This is a genomic window from Metabacillus rhizosphaerae (assembly GCF_037201795.1).
GTDB lineage: Bacteria > Bacillota > Bacilli > Bacillales > Bacillaceae > Metabacillus > Metabacillus rhizosphaerae.
This window is the reverse complement of the sequence record NZ_CP147403.1, coordinates 1,783,445-1,801,893: the sequence shown is the minus strand read 5'-3', so window position 1 is coordinate 1,801,893 and position 18,449 is coordinate 1,783,445. Positions and strand designations below refer to the sequence as shown.

General features: G+C 35.0%; 16 protein-coding genes. 6 read left to right on the top strand and 10 right to left on the bottom strand.

The genetic code is table 11. The features are described 5' to 3' along the window. Positions 1 to 178: 178 nt before the first annotated feature. The 5 genes from WCV66_RS08645 to WCV66_RS08625 all read right to left on the bottom strand — a co-directional run bounded on the left by WCV66_RS08645 (position 179) and on the right by WCV66_RS08625 (position 6,791). The gene (locus tag WCV66_RS08645) at positions 179 to 1,027 is read right to left on the bottom strand and encodes a carbohydrate ABC transporter permease (protein ID WP_338788651.1); all 849 of its coding nucleotides are present in this window, start codon (positions 1,025 to 1,027) and stop codon (positions 179 to 181) included. 18 nt (positions 1,028 to 1,045) lie between these two features. Then, positions 1,046 to 1,930, bottom strand: coding sequence for a carbohydrate ABC transporter permease (locus WCV66_RS08640; RefSeq protein WP_066340204.1), 885 nt, complete (start codon positions 1,928 to 1,930; stop codon positions 1,046 to 1,048). A gap of 63 nt (positions 1,931 to 1,993) precedes the next feature. Further along, positions 1,994 to 3,292: an ABC transporter substrate-binding protein gene (locus WCV66_RS08635; protein WP_338788650.1), complete on the bottom strand. Its 1,299-nt coding sequence runs from the start codon at positions 3,290 to 3,292 to the stop codon at positions 1,994 to 1,996. A 252-nt stretch (positions 3,293 to 3,544) separates the two neighbouring features. Further along, positions 3,545 to 5,023 carry a response regulator gene (locus tag WCV66_RS08630; protein ID WP_338788649.1) on the bottom strand — a complete coding sequence of 493 codons (1,479 nt, stop codon included), beginning with the start codon at positions 5,021 to 5,023 and terminating at the stop codon, positions 3,545 to 3,547. After that, the gene (locus WCV66_RS08625; protein WP_338788648.1) at positions 5,001 to 6,791 is read right to left on the bottom strand and encodes a sensor histidine kinase; all 1,791 of its coding nucleotides are present in this window, start codon (positions 6,789 to 6,791) and stop codon (positions 5,001 to 5,003) included. Before WCV66_RS08625 ends, WCV66_RS08630 begins: the two co-directional genes overlap by 23 nt. A 247-nt stretch (positions 6,792 to 7,038) precedes the next feature. Here WCV66_RS08625 and WCV66_RS08620 point away from each other — a divergent pair, with 247 nt between their 5' ends. Next, complete coding sequence (locus WCV66_RS08620) at positions 7,039 to 7,914, top strand: helix-turn-helix domain-containing protein (RefSeq protein ID WP_066340215.1); 876 nt, start codon at positions 7,039 to 7,041, stop codon at positions 7,912 to 7,914. Between the two features lie 43 nt (positions 7,915 to 7,957). On the opposite strand, the gene WCV66_RS08615 is transcribed toward WCV66_RS08620, so the two are convergent. Then, a complete protein-coding gene (locus tag WCV66_RS08615) occupies positions 7,958 to 10,669 on the bottom strand; it encodes a glycoside hydrolase family 78 protein (protein WP_338788646.1) in 2,712 nt (903 codons plus the stop codon). A 269-nt stretch (positions 10,670 to 10,938) separates the two neighbouring features. Between WCV66_RS08615 and WCV66_RS08610 the strand changes: the two genes are divergently transcribed. After that, the gene (locus WCV66_RS08610; RefSeq protein WP_066340220.1) at positions 10,939 to 12,315 is read left to right on the top strand and encodes an MFS transporter; all 1,377 of its coding nucleotides are present in this window, start codon (positions 10,939 to 10,941) and stop codon (positions 12,313 to 12,315) included. A gap of 33 nt (positions 12,316 to 12,348) precedes the next feature. Next, the gene (locus WCV66_RS08605; RefSeq protein WP_338788645.1) at positions 12,349 to 13,920 is read left to right on the top strand and encodes a sugar hydrolase; all 1,572 of its coding nucleotides are present in this window, start codon (positions 12,349 to 12,351) and stop codon (positions 13,918 to 13,920) included. A gap of 34 nt (positions 13,921 to 13,954) precedes the next feature. Here WCV66_RS08605 and WCV66_RS08600 read toward each other — a convergent pair whose 3' ends face one another. The 3 genes from WCV66_RS08600 to WCV66_RS08590 all read right to left on the bottom strand — a co-directional run bounded on the left by WCV66_RS08600 (position 13,955) and on the right by WCV66_RS08590 (position 15,537). Then, a complete protein-coding gene (locus tag WCV66_RS08600; RefSeq protein ID WP_338788644.1) occupies positions 13,955 to 14,941 on the bottom strand; it encodes an AraC family transcriptional regulator in 987 nt (328 codons plus the stop codon). A gap of 212 nt (positions 14,942 to 15,153) precedes the next feature. After that, on the bottom strand, positions 15,154 to 15,312 hold the full coding sequence (locus tag WCV66_RS08595; protein WP_185653714.1) for a hypothetical protein: 159 nt from the start codon (positions 15,310 to 15,312) through the stop codon (positions 15,154 to 15,156). Between the two features lie 27 nt (positions 15,313 to 15,339). Beyond that, positions 15,340 to 15,537, bottom strand: a complete 198-nt coding sequence (locus tag WCV66_RS08590; protein ID WP_185653715.1) for a DUF2187 family protein — start codon at positions 15,535 to 15,537, stop codon at positions 15,340 to 15,342. 264 nt (positions 15,538 to 15,801) lie between these two features. On the opposite strand from WCV66_RS08590, the gene WCV66_RS08585 reads away from it, so the two are divergent. Together WCV66_RS08585 and WCV66_RS08580 are read left to right on the top strand one after the other, a co-directional pair. Further along, a complete protein-coding gene (locus WCV66_RS08585) occupies positions 15,802 to 16,449 on the top strand; it encodes a TetR/AcrR family transcriptional regulator (protein ID WP_338788643.1) in 648 nt (215 codons plus the stop codon). A 69-nt stretch (positions 16,450 to 16,518) separates the two neighbouring features. Next, positions 16,519 to 17,226, top strand: coding sequence for a GTP pyrophosphokinase family protein (locus tag WCV66_RS08580; RefSeq protein WP_338789421.1), 708 nt, complete (start codon positions 16,519 to 16,521; stop codon positions 17,224 to 17,226). 72 nt (positions 17,227 to 17,298) lie between these two features. Here the strand turns inward: WCV66_RS08580 and WCV66_RS08575 are convergent, their stop codons facing one another. Beyond that, the gene (locus tag WCV66_RS08575; protein ID WP_338788642.1) at positions 17,299 to 17,664 is read right to left on the bottom strand and encodes a helix-turn-helix domain-containing protein; all 366 of its coding nucleotides are present in this window, start codon (positions 17,662 to 17,664) and stop codon (positions 17,299 to 17,301) included. A gap of 143 nt (positions 17,665 to 17,807) precedes the next feature. On the opposite strand from WCV66_RS08575, the gene hxlA reads away from it, so the two are divergent. Beyond that, complete coding sequence (gene hxlA, locus WCV66_RS08570; protein WP_066340250.1) at positions 17,808 to 18,449, top strand: 3-hexulose-6-phosphate synthase; 642 nt, start codon at positions 17,808 to 17,810, stop codon at positions 18,447 to 18,449.

Genomic DNA, 18,449 nt, shown 5'->3' with positions numbered 1-18,449 from the left:
CTCGCATTTTCTAAAAAAATATGAACCATAAAAAAAGCCATCAAGGTGCTGTAATTCTACTTTTAATCTATGTTTTCGATTAAAAGAGAAGTTATGGCACTGATGGCTTTTTCTGTATTAGCTTTAAAATATGAATTCCCCTTAATTTAGGAGAACGATTCCACACTACAGGTTTCTCTTATCCCTTAACAGCTCCACTCGTCATCCCCTTCATAACAAGTTTATTTAAGAATAGATACAATAACATGGTAGGAACAACTGCTAATGAAATTGACGCAAAGATTGGTCCCCATTGCTTTTGTCCATATTCTCCTGTAAAGGAATTTAAACCTGTTTGAATGGTTCTGAGTTCTGTGTCACTTATAAACGTCATGGCAAAGATTAAATCGTTCCAAACAAAGAAAAACTGAACTAATGCAACAGTTACAATTGCATTTGAGACGATAGGTATTGCTATCTTAAAAAAGATTTGATAAATGCTAGCACCATCCATAACTGCCGACTCAATGACCTCATTTGGAAGTGCTTTAAAGTAACTAGAGAACATTAAAATTGTTAATGGCAGACCAAATGTTGTATACACAAGAATAAGTGACCATAAACTATTTAGTAATCCTGTCTTAAAAAAGATTGTAAACAATGGAAGGAGCACAATTTGTACTGGAACCATTATCCCTGCTGTAAACAGTAGCATCACACCTTTACTCCATTTCCAGCGCATTTTTTCGATGGCAAATGCAGCACCTGCTCCCAAGAAAATTATTAAAAACAAAGCTGGGAAAGTGGCGATAATACTATTTTTAAAATACGTACCCATATTCCCTATGTTCCATGCATCCAGATAGTTTTGTAAATGAAAGCCTTCTGGTAATGCATACATTGGATTTGCACTGAATTCATCTGGTCCTTTTATCGAAGATAACAGCAACCATATAATAGGATAAACTTCCACTAATAGTAAGACGAATATGGCAAGTTTACCTAGTAACATACCGATACTATTTGTTTTTCCAGATAACTGATTCACTTTATTCCCCTCCTCGTGTTAAGCCGCATCATTTTTTGCAAATTTGAAAACTATTAAAGTTATAAGAAGAGATAATAGCAATAGAAATACCGCTATAGTACTTCCATATCCATATTGGTTATACGTAAATGCATTGTTATACATATAAATAGATAATGTAGTGGTACTATTTCCTGGTCCACCATTTGTTAACGCAACTGCTGATTCAAAGACTTTAATTGTTCCATTTAGACTAAATACAATTGCCGAAATTAAGACTGGCTTTAATAAAGGTAAGACAATAAATTGTGTCAATTTCCAGCCCTTTGCACCATCTAATTTTGCAGCTTCAAGAACGTCTTCTGGAATATCAACTAACCCAGTAAAAAGAATAACAGCGTAAAAACCTAATGACTTCCAAATATCCATTGTAACAAGTACCCAAAATGCCGTATCTCCTTGACCAAGCCAAGGCTGAACTAACGTTTCCAAGTTTAAAAAAGTAAGTAAACTGTTTACTAATCCCATCTGAGGAGCAATTTCGAAGAGTTTTGCGAACAATTGAGATACCGCTACAGCAGGAAGAACTACCGGAAAGAAAATGAGTGTTCGAATTAAAGTAGAGTAACGCTTAATATAAAATACAAATAATAGTGCAAGACATAAACCTAAAATAACCTGCCCAGCAGAAACAAAGACCATATATTTAAGTGAAAGCCACAAACTTGAAAGGAAATCACTGTCTTTAAATAAATTTAAGTAATTGTCTAACCCAACAAATTCGAAACCACTAATTGGTGATCCTTCATAGAATGTATATATTGTAGACCACACTGTAGGGATTAGGAGAATAACAGTGTATATTAATAATGCTGGTCCAACTAATAAGAGAATTGCCTTACGATCTCTTAAAATTTTATCCATACTCTTTCACTCCTAACTAGCTTTAAGGTAACAGGAAGGCTCGAAATCGAACCTTCCTAGTTCTTATTTTGACGCATTTTTTAATGATTCTTCTAATTTAGACATGTATTCTTCTGGAGTAGTTCCCTCATTAAGTAGGTTTTGAGCTCCATCTTCAGATACTGTTTTTGTTTTTGGATCAAAATATCCTTCGAACCAAAGTGCACCATTTTCAATTTCATTTACTTTTTCTAATGTCGTTTTTGTTAATTCACTAACATTTTCAGGCATATTCTCAACTTTGAAGCCGGAGATTAATCCACGTTCTGCTATTGCTTTATCACCGTAGTTTGAGAATACATGCTTCATCCATTCTCCAACTTCCTCGTTATATTTATCTTTCGAGAATGAAAGTGTTAGTCCCGCATTCATGGAATATTCATCTAATGTACCTTTACCACCTTCAACAAGTGGAATATTGAAAAACCCTACATTATCAACACCAATTTTATTTAAATTCTCATCATTAAATTCATTAAGTGCCCAGCTTCCCATATAGTACATTGCTGCATTTCCTTGAAGGAATGTATTACTTGCTGTGTCATAATCAATCGTATTAACACCTTCACCGAAATATCCTTTAGCATTCATATCTTGTACAAGTGTAGCAGCTTCGATAAATCCTTCATCCGTAATACTTAGTTCACCTTTGCTAACTCGTTCCATAACATCCGCACCGTATAGACGCATAACATAACCATTAATCAAACGAGTAATTGGCCATTTTTCTTTACCAGCAACTGCAAATGGTTGAATTCCTTTTTCCATAAATACTTCACTAGCAGCGAGCATTTCATCCCATGTAGTCGGAACTTCTAAGTTGTTTTCTTCGAACAGTTTTTTGTTATACCAAAAGCCTTCTATATTTAATTCAACAGGTAACGTATAGAGACCACGGTCACCACTTAATGTTTTTAATAAATTAACTGCACCTGGATTTAATTTGTCATAAATGCCTAGATCGGTAAATGTTTTTTCTAGGTCAAGTAATTGATCATTATCAATTAGGTCTCCTAACTGATTAGATTCAAACTTGAATAATTCTGGTAAATCATTACTAGCAGTTAACAACTGAATCTTTTGCATTAAATTCGCTTGCAAGACAGTCTCAATTTCGATATTTGTTTTTCCATATTCTTCAGTAAGGTCCATGACAACGCTCGCATCCGACTCGTCAGCGGTGTCTTCTGAGATAAATTTGAGTGTCTGAGTTCCCTCTTCACCATCACCAGAAGAACTAGAATCATTATTTTGACTACTACAACCAACTATTGAAAAAAGTAATACAATAGATAGTAAGATTGATAAAGCACTTTTCTTCATAATATTCGCCCCTTTAATTATGTTATTTTTCTTTTAGAACTTCTCTTAGCCCTTACCTAAATTCTATCTATTCTAAAGCTCAAATGTAAGCGCTTGATTTTTCAGGTAATGTCCGTATTTCTCAGATAATTCTTGAAAACTAGCTAATTAATACTGACATTTAGATCAGAGTATTTTACAACTCTTTTGCGATATATGAAAAAAATGAAATTCCCGTAACGGAATTTCATCAATAAATTAATAGTTAAAACTTTATTTATTTTCTTTAAATTGTCCTGGAGTCATGCCAGTATATTTTTTAAACACCTCAGAAAAGTGCCTATAAGTAAGATATCCTACCTTCTCACTAACCTCTGATATTTTTTGACCTTCTTTAAGCATTACCTTAGCTTTTTCCATTCTGCATTTTGTTAAATATTTAATGTAGGTAAGCCCCATCTCTTCCTTGAATAATAAACTGAAATAGTTTGGATTCATGCCGACAAGATCTGCTACTTCTTGTAGTGTTATATCTTGATGATAATTCTTTTCCATGTATTCCTTGGCTTTTTCAACAGCTTTATGTTTATTTGATTTTTTAGAGGAATTTATTAATTCCATCATCATTTCCATTTGGCTGTATAACCAAGTTGTCATTTCTTCTCTTGTATTTAACTCACGAATATCCTTTTGAGGATAGTAACCTGTTTGCTGTGTTTCCTCACCTGTTTCTTTAACAACTTCCATACCAAGGTATACTAGCTTTAAAAACTCACTTTCCATCATATCAGGGTTTAACTTTTGTGAATCGAGCCATTGAATATATTTGTCCAGCTGCCCAAGTAGCCCTTCTTTATTACCAGTCCGCATATAATACAAGATAGCTTCCTCTTGTGCTGATAGATCCTCTGGAATCTTATTGTTTTTCCCAACCTCTTCAAATTTTGTCCAACCCTTACTATCTAAAAATCGTCCGTACCTTAAAGCATGTAGAGCCTCCCGATAGCTTTTAGATATATCAGTAATATTCAAATATGTCTGTCCCGATCCAATTGTAACTTCTTCCTGTTCACTCCATTCTATTAAAAGTTCTGATAACTGCTCAGGGTTATTTTCAAAATGGAATAACACTAGTATTTGTGTTGTTCCATTCCAAACTAGAACAGCTTTGAAAGAAGCATTAAGTTGTAAGGAGGGCCTTTCACCCGAGATAGCGATGACAGTAATTCCGATTACTTGCTTTGCCTCATCTCCAAAAGATTCTCTCCATCTCGTTATAGCTTCTTTACCTTCAAGCAATAAATCTAACGTGGCTTTTTGAAGCAATTCCTGGCGATTTCTATCCCATCTTGATCGAAGCTCAGACATTTCTTTTTCCTGATTGATTCGTAGAGTGATTTTTTGCAAGGCTTCTTCAATCATCGGAATCGTAATTGGTTTCTCTAAATAATCAATTACCCCTAATCTTATCGCTCTCCTTACATACTCAAATTCATTAAAGCCGCTAAAAACAATGCATTTTGTCTCAGGAGCCTCTGCCAAAACCTTTTCGATTAACTGTAGACCATCTATACCTGGCATTCTAATATCGGTAAAAATAATATCTGGATGCTCGGAATGAAAAAGAGATAAAGCTGAATTTCCATCCTTAGCTGTTCCAACAAGCTCCATTCCGTACTTCGACCAATCAATCATTTTTTTTAATCCTTCAATTACAATAAATTCATCATCAAATATTGCGACTTTCAGCATCTCTCATCCATCTCCCTTCTTTAGGATTGAAGCGAATTTCAATTTTAGTCCCTCTATTTACCTCGCTTTTAATTGTTAGTGAACTAGTTGGTCCGTAGTAAATCGTTAAACGTTCGCGAACATTTCCTAGACCATAGCCTTGCTCAATCATAGCCCTGTCTTTTATCCCAACTCCATCATCTTCTACTGTAAAAAGAATGAAATCCGACTCTTTACTGCCTGTAACTCGTATCATACCCTCTCCAACTTTTGGTTCTAACCCATGATAGATGGCATTCTCTACAAGCGGTTGAAGTAAAAGCTTTAATATTTCTTCATCCATTAATAAAGGGTCAACTTCTTGAATATAAGTGAATCGATCACCATACCGAATATTTTGTATCGTCATGTAATGCTCAATATGCTTAAGCTCCCTATAAAGTGGTATGATCTCTTTACCTTTATTTAAAATAATTTTAAAGCTTTCAGATAAAGAGACAGCCATTTTTCCAATATCTTCGTGATTATGAATCATCGCCATCCAATAGATTGAATCTAGTGTGTTATAAAGAAAATGTGGATTGATTTGAGCTTGTAAAACTCTTAGCTCAGTTTCTCTCTCTTTTAATTGAGAACGAATAAGACGTTCACTTAAGTCTTTATTTTCGGCTGTCATTCGTTTAAAGGTTTCACCAATAGCACCAACTTCATCGTCATGAAACGTTTCATTAAATTCACTAGAGCCCTTTGCCCATGCTACCATCATTTTCTTGATTCGGAGCAAGGGACGAGTTATCGTATCTGACAAAATTACTGAAAGTATGACAGCACTAATTGAAATTAATAATGCAATTAATATCGTAACTGCTCTAATTTGGTGTGGCTGTTTTAATAATTCCTGCTCTTTAATGAAATAAGCAAATGTCCAGCCAGTTGTTTCATTTGTATAGTGGCTAACAACATAATCTTCTTCCTGCTTCTTCTCAAAAATAAAAGGTAAATCTTTTCCAACTACCTCTTCATAGTAGGAGGGGGTAGATGCATAGACTGTTTTCATTTCATTTGTTGTTGTGGCATCTAAAATTAAATATTCATTGTTATTTGTTTCGTTCATCATTTCTGAAAATAATGATTTATTGATATTAACTATTAATAATCCAATTGTTTCTTGTTGACTCGAAGTTGGATTTCGTAATAATTTAACGGAAGAAAATGTATTGTTCCAATTTAACTCCTCTAAAACATTATCAGAAAAGAAAAGTTCCTTCCCCTGTGCTTCTACTGCTTTATTGTACCAATCACTTTCTATTATTTCTGAACGCTTATTCTCTCTTTCATAACGTCCAGCATCATCAGAACGACCGTAACACACTGCTCGAAAGTAATTATCAAACAAACAAACGGAATCAATGTATTTTTGCTCGACTACATAATCGGACATGATTTGTTGCAAGCGGCTTGACATATTTAATTTTAGCGCTTCCTGTTCCATGTCTGATATGGATCCGCTTTCAATTAGTTGTTGACGCAAATCTTTATTCGATAAAAAGTATCGTTCCATATTAATCACATTACGCAACAAAAAATCTGCCTTTTCACTTGTCGTTTTTAAATGAGTTTCATTCGCTTGTAAATGATTTTCTATTAACGTATCTTTAGACGTATTATAAGAAACAACACCTACTATGAAAATAGGTGGTACTGACAGAGTGATCATAACTGCAAGAAAACGATTTCTGATTTTTTTAATTCGAAAGAATAGAAAAAACTTGTGGAATTTATTTCTCATATACTGAACCTACCTTTTGCGAGTACTGCTGAATAGAATTACACTTCATATAAAGTTAAATCAAAATACCTATTTTGTATAATGGAGATCATTTCATAAAGTTCCAAAATTTCACAAAACAAAAATATACAATCAAAAAACCAACTATCTAAAAACATTTATATATTATATGATATAAAACAAAAACAAAAAAAGAAACAACAAATCTTTCAGATGATTTTTAATGACATAAAGGAGGGATGGTAGATTGGAGAAACGGAAAAGAAAATTTATTGGTAGTACTTATTTCTCAGAAGATCTATTAATTTATATAAATAGATGGCAAGAAGGCTTTGAAAACCCACACCATTATCATGACTTTATTGAAATTACGATTGTTGAAGAAGGCATGGGCTATCATTATAATGATGATCAGGTTCTCTCTGTTACAAAAGGTGACCTATTTATCATCCCAATAGATGTTTCTCATGTTTATCGACCTTCATCTACAAGATCGAAAGAAAAGCTTACTGTTTATAATGTCCTTTTTGATCCAAAAGTGATTCACCATTTGCTTTCCGAAAACAATCTTGTAGATTCTACATTTTTAGATTGGTGCCAACAACTTCTATCTACAAAATCAATTAACCATATGTACCTTGCCGATAAACATGAAAGCTGTCTAAGCCTAATTCGCTTAATGTATTATGAGTTTCAGCAAAAGCAAACTGGTTACTCTGTTGTGATACAAGCTAAACTTAGAGAGCTCCTTGTGAATTTGTATCGTATCGAGCAACGGATCGATTCTACTAATTCAAAAATAGCAGCCTATCCAATTGATGAAATCATTCCATACATTGATGAACATTTGCATGAAGCGCTAACATTAACAGATATGGCTAAATTAATGATCGTAAGTGAACGCCATTTCTTACGCTTATTTAAAAAATACACAAACCAAACGTTCACAGAGTATTTACAACATAAAAGGATTGAAAGAAGTTGTGATTTACTTCGTTCAACAGATTACACAATTAAAGAAATTAGTCATCTAGTAGGGTATTCTAATACGGATTACTTCCGATCACTTTTTGTAAAAAAGATAGGGATTCCACCTCAGAAATATCGAAAAAGCAGTTTTTAACCTATGATCGTTGGTAAAAACTGCTTTTTCTATTATTTTATTTTCAACCTATTTTAGATACAAATTCATATTCGCCTGAGCCCACTTGATAGATTGTTACACTATTTGCATTCTCTACTAATTGAACATCTGTACGATCTTCATTTTGTCCCACACCAGGCATATATACTGTTGCCTCTGTATTAACCGGAATACTTACTTTTAATGTAAACTCATTTTTTTCAATTTTCCACTCTGACTTAATTTTCCCATGTACAGATTGGTATTCTCCTTTTGCATAAGTAAGGCCACCACCAGGTTTTGGTTGGATTTTTATTTTCTTATAACCAGGAATATCAGAATCCACATCAATGCCAGCTACATATCTAAACATCCATTCTCCAACTGAGCCTAACGAATAATGGTTAAACGAATTCATTTGTGCGCTTTGGAAGCCTTTATGATCTGTCCAGCCATCCCAACGTTCCCAGATCGTGGTAGCACCATGTTTTACTGAATATAGCCATGATGGGAAGGTATCTTTGTTTAATAGATCATATGCAACATCTGTATATCCGTTCTCGGTTAAAACAGGTAGGAGGTAACCTACACCTAAAAAGCCTGTTGATAAATGGCCATCATTTTTCTTAATATTGTCAACTAAATGGCTAGCAACAAGTTGTTTCTGCTCTTTGAATACTAATCCCATATTGAGAGCTAATACATAAACTGTTTGTGTGTCTCCCTTAATTTTTCCATCAGATGTAATGTAAGCTTTATTAAAGGAGATCTTAATATTCTCAAACAGATTGCTGTACTTCTTCTCGTCCTCTTTCTTATCTAGGGCATGTGCAATCTTAGCCATTAGCTTTACACTGTAGGCAAAATACGCTGTGGATAACACTTCTTTTGGTGTATCAGCACCGATTGATAACCAGTCACCATATACTGTGTCATTTGGTCGTAGAAAGTCTGTACTGTTAGCTTCTAGATAGGCAATCCATTTAGACATTGCCTCATAGTGTTTCACAAGTACGGTTTTATCCCCATACACTTGATACATCGTCCAAGGAATAACAACACCTGCATCACCCCAGCCAGGATTTCCATCTGTTAACCAATTTTCAATTGGATGAAGCACATCCCTTAAGATTGTTTCCCCTTTATCATACTTTCTTCTTTTAAAATCAATCCAGCCACCATCTGGGACAACATCAGTAAAAGCACCACTATCAAGCTGTGCATCTACCATATCGTCAACATATTTTGTAAAAAACCTAGCAACGTCCATATTAAAGCTTGCTGTTCTAATGAAAATTTGTGCGTCACCAGTCCAGCCTAATCTCTCATCCCGTTGTGGACAATCTGTAGGAATACTCAAGAAATTCCCACGTTGCCCCCATGTTATATTGCTATATAGTTGATTAACCATTTCATTTGAAGTTTCAAAATATCCCGTTTCTGGTGTATCTGAATGGACAACTTTCCCTTCAATACTTAATGAAAGAATTGCCTCTGGCTTCTCACAAATGACCTCAACATAGCGAAATCCGTGATACGTGAAATGTGGCTCATATTGTTCAACACCATGACCACTCAATATATAGTAGTCTACCGGGTCCGCTCTTCTTAGGTTTTCAGTATATAAGCTTCCATCTCGTTCTAGCATTTCAGCGTATCTTAACGTAACTTTTGTTCCTTCTTCACCACTTACCGTTAATTTTGCCCAGCCAATCATGTTTTGGCCCATATCAAAAATAGTCGAACTAGAAGGTGATTTTGACACTTCAATTGGTGTCATATTTTTCGTCACTCGAACTGGTGGATCAAGTTGTGAAACAATTTCTCCATCATAGCTGTCTTTTATTAATGGTTGTTGCCAGTTTGAATCATTAAACCCTGGAGTAGACCAACCATCCATTTCTAAACGCGCATCATAGTACTCACCTTTAATAATATCTGAATATAAAATTGGACCAACCGACGTTTTCCAGGTCTGATCAGTCACGACCTGTTCAACAGAACCATCCTTATACATAATGTTCATCTGAACTAATACATATGGCTGCTCCCCATAAACACATGTCCCTAGCATTCCTACATGTCCTGCATACCAACCTGTCCCAACGATTGTTCCTATCGTATTTTCCCCATCTTTTAATAGATTGGTTACATCATAAGTTTGATATTGAACTCTTTTGTTATAATCAGTCCAGCCGGGAGCAAAGTAGGCGTCTCCAACTTTTTGATTGTTAAGATGTAGTTCATAAAGTCCTAGTGCAGTAATATACATTGTTGCTGATTCAATTGATTTAGAAACAGAAAATTCCTTACGTAAAAAAGCGCTTGGTATTAATTCAGGATTCTCCCATTCCTTCTGATCAAGTGTTTCTTTTTTTGCGCCTATCCATTGCCCCTTCCATTCACGCTTATCTAACAAGCCCATAGACCAATAAGCCGCTTGACTCCAAGGAGTGGCCACTTTATGTTTATCCCACACTCTTACTTTCCAAAAATATCTTTTACTAGATTGCAATTCTTTCCCTTGATATACGATTTGAATCGATTGATCTGATTCAACTACACCACTATCCCACATATCAGCCTCATCATTAGCTAAATTTTCCTCATTTGAAGAAACGAGGATCTGATAGGAGGTCTGAACCTGTGAGCGTTCAGTAGAATCTAGTATCCAATCAAACTTTGGTGCTAATGTATCAATCCCTAACGGATTTTGAGTGTATTCAACTCTTAAGTCATAAATGTTTAGTCTCATCGTAATCCTCCTCACCAAGTCTAATATCTCTTTACTTGTAGTGATTATAAACTGATTTTCAGAAATAAATGCATGCTATTATTGACAAAAGACCATGGTAATTATGACATATTGTTCATTTAGAATACAAAACATCCTCCCAACCTGTAAAATGAGCAATTCTACCTGTAAAACCATCATTGTTTACGCATTCAGAAAACGTTTTAATATAAAGAAAGAATTTAATAATAATTTTAAATAAATTTAGTGAAAGTAATGGAGGAATTTATATGAATACTATAACTGGCGTATGGCGTCAAAGGTTGGGATATGGAGTCTCAGACTTCTCATGTAATTTAATTTGGCAAATGATAACGCTCTATTTAATGTTTTTCTATACTGATGTTATGGGATTAGCACTAGTTCAGGTAAGCGTACTCTTCCTAGTAACACGTATCGTCGATGGTATAACTGACATAATTATGGGTGTGATTATTGATAAAACGAATACTCGCTGGGGTAAATCTAGACCCTACTTCCTTTTGGGAGCGATACCATTCGGATTACTAGCGATCCTTGCATTTTACGTTCCAGATATTGGTCCAGTTGGAAAAATCGTTTACGCTTATCTTACCTATATTGGATTGTCAACTGCATACACCATGGTTAATGTCCCAATGGCATCGATCTTGCCAAGTTTAACAAGTGACGAACATGAGCGAACGAATCTTGCTACCGTTCGAATTATCTTCTCATTTATTGGTGCTACTGCAGTCAGTGCGATTACACTTCCATTGGTAAACGCATTAGGCAATGGGTCGCAAGCTCAAGGTTTTTTCTGGACTATGGTCATTTTCGCTATCATCGCAACATTATTTTTCTTTGTTACATTTAAGAACGTTGAAGAGAAAGTAAAACTTCGCCAAGAAAAGGTAACTGTAAAACAAGCATTTTCATCTTTAAAAGGTAATACACCTTGGTTGATTTTTGCGGTAAACATCGTCTTTATGTGGGGCTCCCATTTCTTTATGCAAGGTGCATTAATTTATTATTTCACCTACAATGTTGAGCGTCCAGAGTTAGCTTCTGTGGTAGCTAGTATCGGGGCTTTTGTACCAATTATAGGTACATTTGCCACACCTTTCATTTCAAAGAAGATGTATAAACGTACATGGTTTATGATTGCTAGTACAATTAATCTTATAGGTATCATTATCATGCTGATTGCAAATGTAAATATTGCAGGCCTGATTATGGGGGCAGTTATTGCCGCATTAGGCTTTGGTGCAAGGCAAAGTATTTATTTTTCAATGCAAGCAGACCCTGTGGATTATGGTGAATGGAAAACTGGAATTAGTGCAGCGGGCCTCATGATGGCATTAAATGGATTTATTGGGAAAGTTGCGTTAGCAGTTGCTGGAGCACTTTCTGGATTATTTTTAAGCTGGGGCAATTATGTTCCGAACCAAACTCAAACTTCTTCAGCTTTATTCGCAATAAAGATGAACTATTTGATTATTCCTGCTTGCATGGTAGTTATTTCAATGATAATCATGTGTTTTTATAACTTAGATAAAATTTACTCAAAAATCCGTGCTGAGATTAATGCACGTAACATTGAAAAAGAAGAAACAATTGAAAATTCGAAAATGGTAAAAAATGCGTAAATATAAACTAGCTTTTATCAGGGGGAATCTATAATGACAGGTATTCAAAAAACAGAAAATCAAGTGATCATTAAAAACGAAGAATTCATCACAAAAGCTGAACAATTAATGCCACAGTTTTTAAAAGAGAAAGTAAGACCACAGAGTATCGTGAAAATCGAAAAAGACTCAACGAAAATCCATGGCTGGGGAACAGGGGTCATTGAGTCTGCAGATAAACTCTCTACCTATGATTATGGCAAAGGTGATCAATTCACTCTTGATTTTGGTACACATCTTGTTGGTTACTTATCAATGAAGGTCCGTCCTGTTGGGAGCCCACCTGATGCACCACTTCACCTTAAATTAACATTCGGTGAAATGCCTGTTGAAATGGCTGAGCCATTCTCTGAATATAATGGTTGGATTAGTTCTTCATGGCTACAAGAGGAAATGTTACATGTTGATGTCATGCCCGGTGTTATCGAGTTACCACGTCGTCACAGTTTTCGTTATTTAAAGATTGAGGTTTTGGATACATCGCGTAAGTATCGAGTAGCATTTGATGATGTCCAATGTCTTACAGTGACTTCGGGGGATTCAAATCATGTGGTAGAATTGAATCATAAAGATTCAATGTTAAATGAAATTGACAAAGTGAGTATTAAAACGTTACAGGATTGTATGCAGGAAGTGTTTGAAGATGGTCCAAAGCGTGATCGTCGTTTATGGCTTGGGGATTTACGCTTACAGGCTCTAGCTAATTATGAGACATTCCAAACGAATGATTTAGTAAAACGATGCTTGTATTTATTTGCAGGTGTTCCAGATGATAAGGGGAGAATTGCCGCTAATTTGTTTATCGCTCCTTCACTTATTGCAGATGATACGTATTTATTTGATTATTCATTGTTGTTCACAACAACCTTATTCGATTATTTTGAGGCAACTAAAGACCTTGAGACGCTAACAGAGCTATGGCCTCTTGCCTACCGTCAAGTTGAACTTGCATTAGAGCGTTTGGATGAGCAAGGAATTGTTACGGACGATGAGACTTGGTGGTCATTTATTGATTGGCAAGAAAAGCTGAATAAGCAAGCTCCTTCACAAGCAATTTTGATTCACACATTGCGTAGAGCCATTAAGTTGGCAGAAGTTCTCAAGAGTGATAAATTGACAATATTAGAACAAAAATTACAAGTGACTGTAGACGCAACAATCACACACCTTTGGGATCAAGATAGCGAATTTTTTGTGAGTGGATCAGAGCGTCAGATTTCTTGGGCTAGCCAAATTTGGATGGTCCATGCTCAAGTTTTAGCCCCAGAAGATAACCGTAAGCTAATTAAACGCTTGTTATCAACCAAGCCAGATATTGGTCTTACCACACCTTATATGTATCATTATCTCGTGGAAGCCCTCATATTAGTTGGTGAAAAAGAACAAGCTATCGCTCAACTTAAAGCATATTGGGGAGAAATGATTAATGACGGTGCTGACACGTTTTGGGAGTTATACGATCCAGAGAACAAAAGCTTTTCACCATATGGTAGCTATTTAATTAATAGTTATTGTCATGCCTGGAGTTGTACTCCTACTTATTTAATTCGAAAATATGATCTATAAGCAAAATAACCTCGTGCACTTCGTCTGCACGGGGTTATTTACTATTTTTCCGAAATCGACTTGGAGTTTCACCATAATGCTCCTTAAACTTACGATAAAAAAAACTTAGACTATCATAACCAACCTGATAGGCAATTTCATCGATACTTTTATCTGTATCATTCAATAATGATTCAGCTTCTATCATTCGCTGTGTTTGCACGAGTTCGAGAAACGTTTTCCCAGTTCTTTCTTTTAGCATATTCCCCAGGTAATTCGCGTTAAAACTAAACATTTCTGCCAAAGAGGTTAATGTACACTCTTTATAGTGCTGCTCAATATACTGTAAAATTTCAATAAGATTTGTTTTCCTTGATGCTTTCGAAAGCTCGAAGTTCTTGTCTAACTGGAAAACGCGCATGAGTTCAGTAAACAGGATTGGCATGTAATAGTTCACCATTTCCAGTGAGTAATCTTGCGGATCAAAATATTCACAAAGCATATTTCGAATAATAAATTGTAAATTTTCATTATCTTGAGAGTGAAATAAAAGGTAACGGTCATGACGTTGATTTTCAGACACTGCATCTACAAGAAAGCTCGAAACGATTCCCTTGTTGCTAAGTTGTCCCAAAAAGGCTGTCGAAAACGTTTCTTTTTTCATGATAATGTTAACTAAAATATCATTTTCATCAAGTGCAGGAAGACTGTGTGGTACATCCTTATCTAACAAACAAATCTGCCCCTGAGTCAGTTTAACTTCCCTTCCATTTAGGAATTGCTGACATTCTCCTGAATACACATAGTTCATTTCGATAAACGTGTGCATATGTAGGGGCATTTCAGCAAAACGGTGGTGTTTACTGATGTAGATTGGTCCTTTATCAAAGAAATATTTCTCTTGTAAACGGGGGATTGAACTATCACTTTCAACGATTAGTTCATTTCCATCATAATCATTTACATTTTCATGTGTGATGATTTGTATTTTTTCAATATCGTCGAGTTTACGCAGGTATTGATCTAATTGTTGATGATTCATTTGGACACTCCTGATTTGTTGAAAACTTATCTCGACTTTATTTTATTCTAATTTCAACTCTCTTTCAAAAAAAGTTAGCAATCTTGCAACTCTAGTACCTTGCATTCCATTTCAAAAAGCGTAACATAGGGGATTTTACTCCATTAAGTTACGCTCTTTTCTCCTAAAAAAATGCAATTATTTAAAATTAAAGGAATTGGCTAATCAATAAATTAATTATCCCCATTTAATTTCCCCTCTGTCGAAATAGGCATAGTAATAACCTTTCCACCTATTTGGACATGAATTGTATCTTTAAAAATTGCTTTTACTATGCCTTTCAAAGAAATTGTTGAATCAACAGTGATTGGATGATTAGTTTCTGCTGCCATCTAATTTCACACCCTTTAACTAAAATATTAGTTTTTAATAAGTTGATAGTTTTTGTGAGAAACGACTGTTAGTGGTGTTTCAACATTAATTCCTTCTGCATCAGATTTGCTAATTGTTACGATGACACTTGCCTCTCTAACTTTAAAAACTTCACCGATTATAACCAATCCGTTTCGTTCAAAGAGGACTTTATCTCCTTCTTTAGCTAGTTGATTAGTTGTCATTTTTACTTTACACTCCATTTTTATATTAATTAAAAACAGTTTAATAACGAATGGAATTTCAGCGAAGGAATTAGAGAAAATACTAGTCTAGTAATATTAAACACGCAACTCCATTTTTCCTCCATTTTAAAATATTTCATATCATTTTTTTCGCCATTATTGAATTATAGTTCAAGTATTACATCTCGATATTGCTGCGTCAATAAATATGAACCCGAGTTCACGTTTTGTTTTTTTATGTTATGATAATGTTGAGGTGATACTATGTCTGAGCATAAAGATGAACAACTAGTTGGGGAATATCCTTCTTTACCAAAACAAAAACGATCCCAGCAAAAAAGAGATGCGTTGCTTGAAAGTGGCCGTGCTTTGTTTATTGAGAAAGGATACGAGCAAACCAATGCAAAGGAGATCGCATCACATGCCGGGGTGGCAACAGGAACATTTTACAGATATTTCACAGATAAACGGCAGCTTATGATGTCACTTTTGGAGGATCAATTGGAAAAGCTTCTTCCCCCTGAACCAAACTGGACTAATGTTGATCCAGAATCATTTTTTGCTACACTTTTAGAACAACATTACAAACGACTTAATCGACTAGGATTGCATCGAGTATTACCTGAATTGTTGCTAAAGGATCCTCAATTAGCCGAAGTTGTAGCTGAGGCTAGAAAGAAAATACATGCTAGGATTCTTGTGAGTTTAAAGAATGCTAGAGAACAAGGAATTGTATGGGCTGATTTAGATTTGGATACAGTATCCTGGTCTATTATGGTGTTATCAGATAAAATCCCAGAAAAGCTTACAGAATGTGGTAGCCAAGCGGACTACTCCAAACTAGCTAAAGTGATATGCCGTTTGGTGTTTCCTCCAGATGTCTTAAAACAGTTAAAATTGAACAAAAAATAGACAAGCATATTTTGAAAGGACTACGAGCTATTGAATACAGAGCATATCGATCTTAATGAGATAAAGAAAATGAAAGTTGAAATGACTAGGTTCATGATGGCCTATAAGTTTGCTTTAGATGAGATGAATACGAAAATTAATATTTTGAAGGATGAGTTTAATTATATTCACGATTATAATCCAATAGAACATGTAAAATCCCGATTAAAATCACCGGAAAGTATTTTCAAAAAGGTTGTTAAAAAGGAATGTTCTTTATCCTTTAACTCAATTAAAGAAACAATAAGAGATATTGCAGGAATTAGAATTTCTGTATCATTTATTTCGGATATATATGAGTTGAGTAAAATGCTTGAAAGCCAAAAGGATATTAGGGTAATTGAACGGAAGGACTATATTAAGAATCCTAAACCTAATGGATATCAAAGCCTTCACCTCATCTTAGAAATTCCAATCTTTATGTCTGACCGTGAGGAATTGGTTTACGTTGAAGTTCAAATTCGGACAATTGCAATGGACTTTTGGGCAAGCTTAGAACATAAAATCTACTACAAATACAATAAGGAAGTACCAAATAGACTTGTACAAGAACTAAAAGAAGCTGCTATAACTGCCACTGCATTAGATAAGAAGATGGAACGACTAAATAAAGAAATCACAGCTTATAAAGAAACAACAGCAGTTATCGAAAATGAGGAGATGCTGTTAAAAATAAATAAAGATCAGTTTCATCTTCCTATGAACTTAATTAAAACGTTTATTGAAAATAATAAATAATGTTGAATGCAAAAAAGCGTAAAGCCAGGCGGTCCCTCGCTTTACGCTTTTTACTTTTAAAATTGGCTGGTACTATTTAAACGCGTCATCGTTTATTTGTAGATGGTCAAAATATTTCGAACGATAATTTTTACCCCATTCATACATAGCTTCAAGAATTGGCATTAACGTTTGCCCTTGTTCTGTTAAAGAATACTCTACCTTTGGTGGAACAACAGGATAAACTTCACGATGTACGATAAAATCTTCCTCAAGCTCTCGTAATTGATTGACTAGCATTCTTTGGGTTATACCAGGGATTAACGCTTTTAATTCACTAAAACGAAGTGTACCATCTTTCCCCAAATGCCACATAATTAACATTTTCCATTTACCGCCAATGACATTTAAAGTTAATTCTTTTTCACAATTAAATATTTTTTCATCGAAACGACTCATAACCATCACCTCATCCCTTATTATATCTCATAGTATACTTTTAGACACTATATGTATTTAAAGTGCGTACTATTATTTCTAATCATTTTAAATGATAATTGTAGCTAAGCACGAACTAAAACACTTTAGGAGGAATTATTATTATGGAACTACAATTAGCATTGGATCTAGTAAATATTGAAGAAGCAAAACAAGTGGTAAGCGAGGTTCAGGAACATATAGATATCGTGGAAATCGGTACTCCTGTTGTGATTAATGAAGGTCTGAGGGCGGTAAAAGAAATCAAAGAAGCTTTTCCTTCGTTAACAGTTTTAGCAGATTTAAAAGTGATGGATGCTGGTGGATATGAAGTGATGAAAGCCTCTGAAGCAGGTGCAGGGATCGTTACTATTCTTGGTGCAACAGATGATGCAACGATTAAAGGTGCTGTTGAAGAAGGTAAGAAACAAGGAACAAAAATACTTGTCGATATGATCAATGTAAAAGATATTGAACAACGTGCCAAAGAAGTTGATGAACTAGGTGTAGACTATATTTGCGTTCATACTGGCTATGACCTTCAAGCAGCAGGTGAAAATTCATTTGAACAGCTAAGAAAGATTAAACGTGTTGTAAAACATGCAAAAACAGCTGTTGCTGGTGGAATCAAATTAGAAACTCTTCCAGAAGTGATTTCTGCTCAGCCAGATTTAGTTATCGTAGGCGGTGGAATTACTGGTCAGGAAGATAAAAAGAGCGTTGCTGCACAGATGCAGAAATTAGTGAAGCAAAAAGCACTTGTTTAA

Coding starts and splice junctions, on each gene's coding strand:
- hxlA (WP_066340250.1), top strand. CDS start 17,808: ATGGAACTACAATTAGCATTGGATCTAGTAAATATTGAAGAAGCAAAA.
- WCV66_RS08585 (WP_338788643.1), top strand. CDS start 15,802: ATGTCTGAGCATAAAGATGAACAACTAGTTGGGGAATATCCTTCTTTA.
- WCV66_RS08635 (WP_338788650.1), bottom strand. CDS start 3,292: ATGAAGAAAAGTGCTTTATCAATCTTACTATCTATTGTATTACTTTTT.
- WCV66_RS08580 (WP_338789421.1), top strand. CDS start 16,519: ATGAAAGTTGAAATGACTAGGTTCATGATGGCCTATAAGTTTGCTTTA.
- WCV66_RS08595 (WP_185653714.1), bottom strand. CDS start 15,312: ATGGCAGCAGAAACTAATCATCCAATCACTGTTGATTCAACAATTTCT.
- WCV66_RS08590 (WP_185653715.1), bottom strand. CDS start 15,537: ATGACAACTAATCAACTAGCTAAAGAAGGAGATAAAGTCCTCTTTGAA.
- WCV66_RS08625 (WP_338788648.1), bottom strand. CDS start 6,791: ATGAGAAATAAATTCCACAAGTTTTTTCTATTCTTTCGAATTAAAAAA.
- WCV66_RS08600 (WP_338788644.1), bottom strand. CDS start 14,941: ATGAATCATCAACAATTAGATCAATACCTGCGTAAACTCGACGATATT.
- WCV66_RS08615 (WP_338788646.1), bottom strand. CDS start 10,669: ATGAGACTAAACATTTATGACTTAAGAGTTGAATACACTCAAAATCCG.
- WCV66_RS08630 (WP_338788649.1), bottom strand. CDS start 5,023: ATGCTGAAAGTCGCAATATTTGATGATGAATTTATTGTAATTGAAGGA.
- WCV66_RS08610 (WP_066340220.1), top strand. CDS start 10,939: ATGAATACTATAACTGGCGTATGGCGTCAAAGGTTGGGATATGGAGTC.
- WCV66_RS08640 (WP_066340204.1), bottom strand. CDS start 1,930: ATGGATAAAATTTTAAGAGATCGTAAGGCAATTCTCTTATTAGTTGGA.
- WCV66_RS08605 (WP_338788645.1), top strand. CDS start 12,349: ATGACAGGTATTCAAAAAACAGAAAATCAAGTGATCATTAAAAACGAA.
- WCV66_RS08575 (WP_338788642.1), bottom strand. CDS start 17,664: ATGAGTCGTTTCGATGAAAAAATATTTAATTGTGAAAAAGAATTAACT.